This is a genomic window from Ectopseudomonas oleovorans, assembly GCF_003052605.1.
GTDB classification, from domain to species: domain Bacteria; phylum Pseudomonadota; class Gammaproteobacteria; order Pseudomonadales; family Pseudomonadaceae; genus Aquipseudomonas; species Aquipseudomonas oleovorans_A.
The window spans coordinates 85,205-93,104 of sequence record NZ_QASO01000112.1 but is presented as its reverse complement, the minus strand read 5'-3'; the positions used below and the strand labels follow the sequence as shown (position 1 = coordinate 93,104).

Sequence of the window (7,900 nt, the reverse complement as noted above, 5' to 3'; positions counted from 1 at the left end):
GGGAGCCCAGCATCCGGGATACGGAGAGGTCAGTTGAAGATGGGGTCTATGGAGCGCATACGGACTCGCGCACGAGCCTGTTTTTAACGCAGCAGTGGCAACGCAGATAGTTTTTCAACAGCCTGCTATTGCGCCTGACCGGCCTTGGGCTTGTGCAGGCGACTGATCAGCTCGGCCTCGGCCTTGCTCAACCCACAGGACTGGGTCAGATCTTCGACGCTGGCGCCCATGCCCACCAGGCGTGCGGCCTGCGTGAAGGACAGGCTACTGGGGTCGCGCTGCTCGATCTGGCTGACCTTGTCCGGCAGCGGCGCCACCACACGCCGCAACTCGTGCAACTCTTCGCCCATACGAATGCTGCCGGTCAGGTAGGCATCCAGCCGCTTACCCAGCTCCTTGATCCGAGCATCGCGTACGGCATCAAGCTTGGCCTGCTCAGCCAGCAGACGCTGCTGGTTGCGCTGCAGGCCATGGCAGACGATGCCCAATGCCACGCAGAGCAGCGCCACGAAGGCAAGGGCCGCAGCCAGCATGGCAAACTCGGACATGGCTCAGATGCTCTCCAGCTCCGACCACTCTTCTTCGGACATCATCTTGTCCAGTTCGACCAGAATCAGCAGCTCGCCGTTCTTGTTGCAGACGCCCTGGATGAACTTGGCCGACTCGTCGTTACCGACGTTCGGTGCCGTCTCGATCTCGGACTGACGCAGGTAAACCACTTCGGCCACGCTATCGACCAGAATGCCGACCACCTGCTTGTCCGCCTCGATGATGACGATACGGGTGTTGTCGGTCACCGGCGCCGAACCCAGACCGAAACGCTGGCGGGTATCGATCACGGTGACCACGTTGCCGCGCAGGTTGATGATACCCAGCACATAGCTCGGCGCGCCCGGCACAGGGGCAATCTCGGTATAGCGCAGGACTTCCTGAACCTGCATCACGTTGATGCCGTAGGTCTCATTGTCCAGGCGAAAGGTCACCCACTGCAGAATCGGATCTTCGGCGCCTTGTGCAGAACTTTTCTTCATGTCCCCTAGCCTCATCAAAAACCGCTCAGCGCGGCATGTGCGGGTCGACCCGCTTTTCATCAACTATAGAGCCCGTTGGCACGAACCCACCAATTCTCAATGCACTTTTCCGCCATGCAGGCGTTTCGCCGCGCCGCTGGCAATCAGCTCGGCCAGCGCCGCCACATCGAGCAAGGCACACATATGCTCGATCACCGTACCGGCCAGCCAGGGTCGCTGGCTGCGCTGGCTGCGCCACTTGACCTCGTCCGGATCCAGACGAATCGAGCGGCTGACCTGATGCACCGCCAGCCCCCACTCGTAGCCCTGCACCGAAATCACGTATTGCAGCCCTTCACGGAAGTCATCACGGTAACGATCCGGCATCACCCAACGCGCCGTATCCAGCACCTTCAGGTTACCGGACTGGCTGGGCAGAATACCGAGAAACCACTCCGGCTGACCGAACAGCGGCGTCAGCTCCTGGCCTTCGAGCGGGTAGATCGAGCCCAGGCAAATCAGCGGCACGGCCAGCGTCAGTCCCGCTACATCGAACAGCAGACACTCGAAGGGTTCCTCAGCCCAGGCCGGACGACCATCAGCCTGCAAGGCAGCCGGTTGCGGGGCCTGCCCGGCAAGGGTGGCGACCGCTGGCGGCGAGTCTTCGATGGCCGGCGCCAATACGGGCGCAGGCAACTCTACCGGCACGGTGGCGACCTCAACCGGAGGCTCGACCACCGCTGCACGCATAACGGGCGCAACAGCAGGCGCTATCGCCTCGACCAGCCGGGCATCGCGCACCTGCCCCTCGAGCACCGCAGCTTCGAACTCATCGAGGCTGACAGACATCTCCAGTTCGGCAGCAGCCTCCTGCAGCAGGCCATCGAGATAGGACTGCAGAGCCAGCTGTGAACGTGTGGCAGTGGCGAGATCACGACTCATGACGGAAACCCGGGATAAGAGCTTGACAGCATATCGGCCGCAGCATGCCCAGACTTGAGACGAGCCAGTCGACATAGACGCTCATCTCAGGCCACCTGCGCTGCATTCTGTTGGCTGAGCAGATGCTTGAGCAGTGCCCGATAGGCGATCACGCCACGACTGCCCGCATCGAACTGCGAAGGCGTGCGCCCTGCCCGGCTGGCATCACGCAAGCGCGTATCCACCGGAATGTAGGCCGGCCACAGATGATCGGGATAAGTATTGCGCAGCACCCGCAGGGTGCTCATGGAGGCCTGGGTTCGCCGGTCGAACAGCGTCGGCACGATGGTATAGGGCAAGGCCTGCTTACGCGATCGGTTGATCATCGCCAGTGTCGTGATCATTCGCTCCAGGCCTTTGACCGCAAGAAACTCGGTCTGCACCGGAATCACCAGTTGCTGGCTGGCGGCCAGGGCGTTGACCATCAGCACGCCAAGCAATGGCGGGCTGTCGATGATGGCGTGATCGAAATCCTCCCACAGCTGCGCCAGGCTCTTGGCGATCACCAGGCCCAGACCACTCTGCCCCGGCGACTGACGCTCCAGGGTGGCCAGCGCGGTGCTCGATGGCAGCAGCGAGATATTCTCGTGACTGGTGCTGTGCAACAGCTGCTTGGGCAGGCCTTGCGGCACGTTGCCCTGGTGCAGGAACAGGTCGAAGCAACTGTGCTCCAGCGTGTCGGGATCATGGCCGAAATAACTGGTCATCGACCCATGCGGATCGAGATCGACCACGACTACACGCTTGCCGGCATCGGCCAACAGGCCTGCCAGGGCAATGGAGGTGGTGGTCTTGCCGACCCCTCCCTTCTGATTGGCTACTGCCCAGACTTTCATGTTCTCTTATCCTCCCGGCAAGAGGCGCTCAGGCCGAGAATGGCGTCACTGGCACGGAGCAAGCGACTGGAATTTGACGGCTTCACGACTGTGGAACCCCCGACGCAGACGGCGGTGCAGGTTGCGTGCCAGCCCCGCTTTGCTGAGTCGCGGCAGGTCCATCACTGCGGCGCGTTTCAAGGTTGCGTGAAATCACCAGCACGACTCGGCGATTCCGCGCCCGGCCCTCGGCCGTGGCGTTGTCGGCTACCGGCTGGAACTCACCATAGCCGACAGCGGCAAGACGCGAAGGGTCGACACCATCCATCGCCAGCATGCGTACGATGCTCGCCGCCCGCGCAGCCGACAACTCCCAGTTGGTTGGATATTGAGCCGTCTGAATCGGCAGGTTGTCAGTGAAGCCCTCGACCTTAACCGGGTTTTGATAAGGCGCCAGAATCTTGGCCACCTTTTCGATGATATCGAACGCCTGGTTGTTCGGAATGGCATCACCGCTGGGAAACAGCAAGCTGGAACTGAGTTCGATCTCGATCCACATCTCGTTGCCGCGCACGGTCAGCTGATCGGCCTGGATCAACTCACCAAAGGCCTCACGCACGCTGGAGGCAATACTCTGCAGGGTCGAGTCCGAACTGGGATCGTCCATGGCGCTATCATCAGGCTGGCTGGTACGCGGCCGCTCCTCACCAACCGGAATTGGCTTGATCGAACGATCCGGCTGGTTGAACACGCCCGTCAGCGAATCGGAAAGAACCTTGTACTTGCCTTCATTGATCGAGGAAATCGAGTACATCACCACGAAGAAGGCGAACAACAGGGTGATGAAGTCAGCGTAGGACACCAGCCAACGCTCGTGATTCTCGTGCTCTTCATGATGCCGCCTGCGTGCCATGCCATCCCTCCATCAGTCCATGAAGCCTTGCAGCTTCAGTTCGATGGAGCGTGGATTCTCTCCCTCGGCAATGGACAGGATGCCTTCGAGCAGCATCTCACGGTAGCGCGACTGACGCATGGCAATGGCCTTGAGCTTGTTGCCCGCAGGCAACAGCAGCAGGTTGGCGAACCCCACACCATAAATGGTGGCAACGAACGCCACGGCAATGCCACTGCCGAGCATGCTCGGGTCGGCCAGATTGCCCATCACATGAATCAACCCCATTACCGCACCAATGATGCCGATGGTCGGCGCGTAGCCGCCCATGCTTTCGAATACCTTGGCAGCCTGGATATCACGCGCTTCCTGGGTATAGAGGTCGACTTCGAGAATGCTGCGAATGGATTCCGGCTCGGCGCCGTCGACCAGCAACTGCAGCCCCTTGCGCGCATAGGGATCAGGCTCGGCATCGGCGACCGCTTCAAGCCCCAGCAGGCCTTCCTTGCGCGCCACCATGCTCCAGCCAACCACACGATTGATACCACCAGGCAGATCGATACGCGGCGGAAAGAAAATCCAGCGCAGGATCCCCATGGCCCGTTTGAATACCTGCACGGGCGCCTGCAGAAACGCTGCACCCAAGGTACCACCGATGACGATCAGCGCGGCCGGGCCATTGAGCAAGGCACCAGCATGCCCACCCTCAAGATAATTGCCGCCCAGAATGGCAACGAACGCCAGGATGACGCCAATAAGGCTCAGTACATCCATGCGCAGGTTTCCGCATCAACACTGTTCACTGGCAGGCCTCGGTCAGATGCCGGCCAATGTCATCGAGGCTGTAGACGGCATCGGTCAGATTGGCCTTGACCACCGCCATGGGCATGCCATAGATCACGCAACTGGCCTCATCCTGCGCCCATACCTGGCTCCCGCCCTGCTTGAGCAGACGCGCACCCTCGCGGCCATCGGCGCCCATACCGGTGAGTACCACGGCCAGTACCTTGTCACCATAGGACTTGGCTGCCGAGCCAAAGGTGATATCGACACAGGGTTTGTAGTTGAGACGCTCGTCACCCGGGAGGATTTTCACCGCACCGCGCGCATCGACCATCATCTGCTTGCCGCCAGGTGCCAGCAGCGCCAGACCGGGCCGCAGAATATCGCCGTCTTCGGCTTCCTTGACCTGAATGCGGCACAGCTTGTCCAGGCGCTCGGCAAAGGCCTTGGTGAAGGCGGCAGGCATATGCTGGATGAGTACGATGGGCGCTGGAAAATTCGCCGGTAGCTGGGTCAGCACACGCTGCAGAGCCACCGGGCCACCGGTCGAGGTGCCGATGGCAACCAGCTTGTAAGCCTTGCGCTTGGGCGCGGATGACGTAGGGCCGGCGCCACCGGCCGATGCTGCCGGACGCGCAGGAACAGCGGGAGCCGGTGCAGCAGGTCGTGTCGAGACAGCAGGACGGCTAATCGGCGCCGCATTCGGGCTGGCCACAGTCGGCGCCGGCGCCACTGCAGCCGAGCTGAAACGACGGTTGCTGCGTGCGATGCTGTGCACCTTCTCGCAGAGCATCTGCTTGACCTTCTCAGGGTTGCGCGAGATGTCTTCGAAGTTCTTCGGCAGAAAATCCACCGCGCCGGCATCCAGGGCATCGAGCGTGACACGAGCCCCTTCATGAGTCAGCGAGGAGAACATCAGTACCGGCGTCGGGCAGCGCTGCATGATGTTTCGAACTGCGGTGATGCCGTCCATCATCGGCATCTCGTAATCCATGGTGATCACGTCCGGCTTGAGCGCCAGCGCCTGATCGATGGCTTCCCGCCCGTTGGTAGCCGTGCCCACGACCTGAATGCTGGGGTCAGCAGACAGGATTTCCGAGACACGCCGGCGGAAGAAGCCGGAGTCGTCCACCACCAGAACTTTAACAGCCATACACACTCCTAGACGGCGTGGACCTCGGGTCCACGCCGCGAAACATCAGAACCGTCGAGCGTAGCGCTTGAGCATGCTCGGTACGTCGAGAATCAATGCAATGCGTCCGTCGCCCGTGATCGTGGCGCCGGACATTCCGGGCGTGCCTTGCAGCATCTTGCCCAGTGGCTTGATTACCACTTCTTCCTGGCCGACCAATTGATCGACGACAAAGCCGATGCGTTGGCTGCCAACGGTGAGAATCACCACATGGCCTTCGCGCTGACCTTCATGGTAGGCCTGTGGTACCAGCCAGCGCTTGAGGTAGAACAGCGGCAGCGCCTTGTCGCGCACGATCACCACTTCCTGGCCGTCGACCACGTTGGTACGCGACAGGTCGAGATGGAAGATCTCGTTGACGTTGACCAGCGGGAAGGCGAAGGCCTGATTATCCAGCATCACCATCAGCGTCGGCATGATCGCCAGGGTCAGCGGCACCTTGATGACGATCTTCGAACCCTGGCCCTTCTGCGAGAACACGTTGACCGTGCCGTTGAGCTGGGAAATCTTGGTCTTCACCACGTCCATGCCGACACCACGGCCGGACACGTCGGAGATCTCGGTCTTGGTCGAGAAGCCCGGGGCGAAGATCAGGTTGTAGCATTCGAACTCGTTGAGGCGATCGGCCGCGTCCTTGTCCAGCAGGCCCTTCTCCACAGCCTTCGCTCGCAGCACGTCGGCGTCCATACCCTTGCCGTCATCGGTGATCGACAACAGAATGTGATCGCCTTCCTGCTCGGCGGACAGCACCACGCGCCCAGCACGAGCCTTGCCACTCTTCTCACGTTCTTCCGGGGTTTCCACGCCGTGGTCGACAGCGTTGCGCACCAAGTGCACCAGCGGGTCGGCCAGCGCCTCGACCAGGTTCTTGTCGAGGTCGGTTTCCTCGCCCACCAGCTCGAGGTTGATTTCCTTCTTCAGGTTGCGCGCCAGATCGCGCACCAGGCGCGGAAAGCGGCCGAAGACCTTCTTGATCGGCTGCATGCGGGTTTTCATCACCGAGGTCTGCAGATCCGCAGTCACCACGTCGAGGTTCGACACCGCCTTGGACATCGCCTCGTCGCCGCTGTTGAGGCCCAGGCGTACCAGACGGTTACGCACCAGCACCAGTTCGCCGACCATGTTCATGATCTCGTCGAGGCGCGCGGTGTCGACCCGTACGGTGGTTTCCGCTTCGCTCGCGGCCGGCGCCTTGTCAGCAGCCGGCGCGGGCGCGGCAGAAGCACGAGCAGCAGCAGGCTCAGGTTTGGCTGCTGCGGGCTTGGCAGGCGCGGCGGCCTTGGGCACTGCTGCAGGTTTGGCCGCGGCGGCAGGCGCTGGCGCCGGCTCAGCGGGCGGCACGAATTTGCCCTTGCCGTGCAATTGATCGAGCAGCGCCTCGAACTCGTCATCGGTGATCTCATCACCCGCCGGAGCGGGCGCTGCAGCAACGGCTGCAACCGGAGCAGCAGCTTCGGCGGTGGCCGAGAACTGGCCTTTGCCATGCAGTTGATCGAGCAGCGCTTCGAACTCGTCATCGGTGATCTCATCACCTGCCGCTGCGCCAGCAGGCGCAGAAGCAACTACCGCAGCGGCAGGCGTTTCGACCGTACCGGCGAACTGCCCTTTGCCGTGCAACTGATCGAGCAGCGACTCGAACTCGTCATCGGTGATCTCATCGCTGGCACTGGTCTGTGCACTCGGGGCGGCAGCCGGCGCGTCACCCAGGGCATCGAGCAGTTGCTCGAATTCGCTGTCGGTGATGTCGCCCGCGGCAGCGGACGGCGTAGCTGGCTGAGACACCGGCACGGGTTCCGGCTCGGCCTGCTGCACCGGCGCAGGAGCCGCTTCGGCGCCGCCCGGTTCGGCCAGGCGTGCCAATGCCGCCAGAAGTTCAGGCGACGCGGGCGTCGGCTCGCGGCGCTCACGCACCTCGCCGAACATGCCATTGATAGCATCAAGAGCCTCGAGCACCACATCCATCAACTCCGACTCGACGCGACGCTCACCCTTGCGCAGGATGTCGAAGACGTTTTCGGCGATATGGCAGCACTCCACCAACTCGTTGAGTTGGAGGAAACCCGCTCCACCCTTGACGGTATGAAAACCGCGGAAGATGGCATTGAGCAGGTTCATGTCGTCCGGTCGGCTTTCCAGCTCGACTAACTGTTCGGACAACTGTTCGAGAATCTCGCCGGCCTCTACCAGGAAATCCTGGAGGATCTCTTCATCGGCGCCGAAGCTCATA

At 61.8% G+C, this 7,900-nt stretch carries 8 protein-coding genes; all 8 read right to left on the bottom strand.

Annotation, left to right across the window (positions count from 1 at the left end):
- Positions 1–125: 125 nt before the first annotated feature.
- Positions 126–548, bottom strand: coding sequence for a DUF2802 domain-containing protein (locus DBO86_RS18875; RefSeq protein WP_108234524.1), 423 nt, complete (start codon positions 546–548; stop codon positions 126–128).
- 3 nt (positions 549–551) lie between these two features.
- The gene (locus DBO86_RS18870) at positions 552–1,031 is read right to left on the bottom strand and encodes a chemotaxis protein CheW (protein WP_003243242.1); all 480 of its coding nucleotides are present in this window, start codon (positions 1,029–1,031) and stop codon (positions 552–554) included.
- A 96-nt stretch (positions 1,032–1,127) separates the two neighbouring features.
- A complete protein-coding gene (locus DBO86_RS18865; RefSeq protein WP_108234523.1) occupies positions 1,128–1,952 on the bottom strand; it encodes a CheW domain-containing protein in 825 nt (274 codons plus the stop codon).
- 86 nt (positions 1,953–2,038) lie between these two features.
- Positions 2,039–2,827, bottom strand: a complete 789-nt coding sequence (locus tag DBO86_RS18860) for a ParA family protein (RefSeq protein WP_108234522.1) — start codon at positions 2,825–2,827, stop codon at positions 2,039–2,041.
- 82 nt (positions 2,828–2,909) lie between these two features.
- A complete protein-coding gene (gene motD, locus DBO86_RS18855; protein WP_108234521.1) occupies positions 2,910–3,719 on the bottom strand; it encodes a flagellar motor protein MotD in 810 nt (269 codons plus the stop codon).
- 12 nt (positions 3,720–3,731) lie between these two features.
- Positions 3,732–4,472 carry a flagellar motor protein gene (locus tag DBO86_RS18850; RefSeq protein ID WP_108234520.1) on the bottom strand — a complete coding sequence of 247 codons (741 nt, stop codon included), beginning with the start codon at positions 4,470–4,472 and terminating at the stop codon, positions 3,732–3,734.
- 25 nt (positions 4,473–4,497) lie between these two features.
- Positions 4,498–5,634: a protein-glutamate methylesterase/protein-glutamine glutaminase gene (locus DBO86_RS18845; RefSeq protein WP_108234519.1), complete on the bottom strand. Its 1,137-nt coding sequence runs from the start codon at positions 5,632–5,634 to the stop codon at positions 4,498–4,500.
- A 45-nt stretch (positions 5,635–5,679) separates the two neighbouring features.
- Positions 5,680–7,899: a chemotaxis protein CheA gene (locus DBO86_RS18840; RefSeq protein ID WP_108234518.1), complete on the bottom strand. Its 2,220-nt coding sequence runs from the start codon at positions 7,897–7,899 to the stop codon at positions 5,680–5,682.
- Between the last annotated feature and the right edge of the window lies 1 nt (position 7,900).

Coding starts and splice junctions, on each gene's coding strand:
- DBO86_RS18875 (WP_108234524.1), bottom strand. CDS start 548: ATGTCCGAGTTTGCCATGCTGGCTGCGGCCCTTGCCTTCGTGGCGCTG.
- DBO86_RS18870 (WP_003243242.1), bottom strand. CDS start 1,031: ATGAAGAAAAGTTCTGCACAAGGCGCCGAAGATCCGATTCTGCAGTGG.
- DBO86_RS18865 (WP_108234523.1), bottom strand. CDS start 1,952: ATGAGTCGTGATCTCGCCACTGCCACACGTTCACAGCTGGCTCTGCAG.
- DBO86_RS18860 (WP_108234522.1), bottom strand. CDS start 2,827: ATGAAAGTCTGGGCAGTAGCCAATCAGAAGGGAGGGGTCGGCAAGACC.
- motD (WP_108234521.1), bottom strand. CDS start 3,719: ATGGCACGCAGGCGGCATCATGAAGAGCACGAGAATCACGAGCGTTGG.
- DBO86_RS18850 (WP_108234520.1), bottom strand. CDS start 4,472: ATGGATGTACTGAGCCTTATTGGCGTCATCCTGGCGTTCGTTGCCATT.
- DBO86_RS18845 (WP_108234519.1), bottom strand. CDS start 5,634: ATGGCTGTTAAAGTTCTGGTGGTGGACGACTCCGGCTTCTTCCGCCGG.
- DBO86_RS18840 (WP_108234518.1), bottom strand. CDS start 7,899: ATGAGCTTCGGCGCCGATGAAGAGATCCTCCAGGATTTCCTGGTAGAG.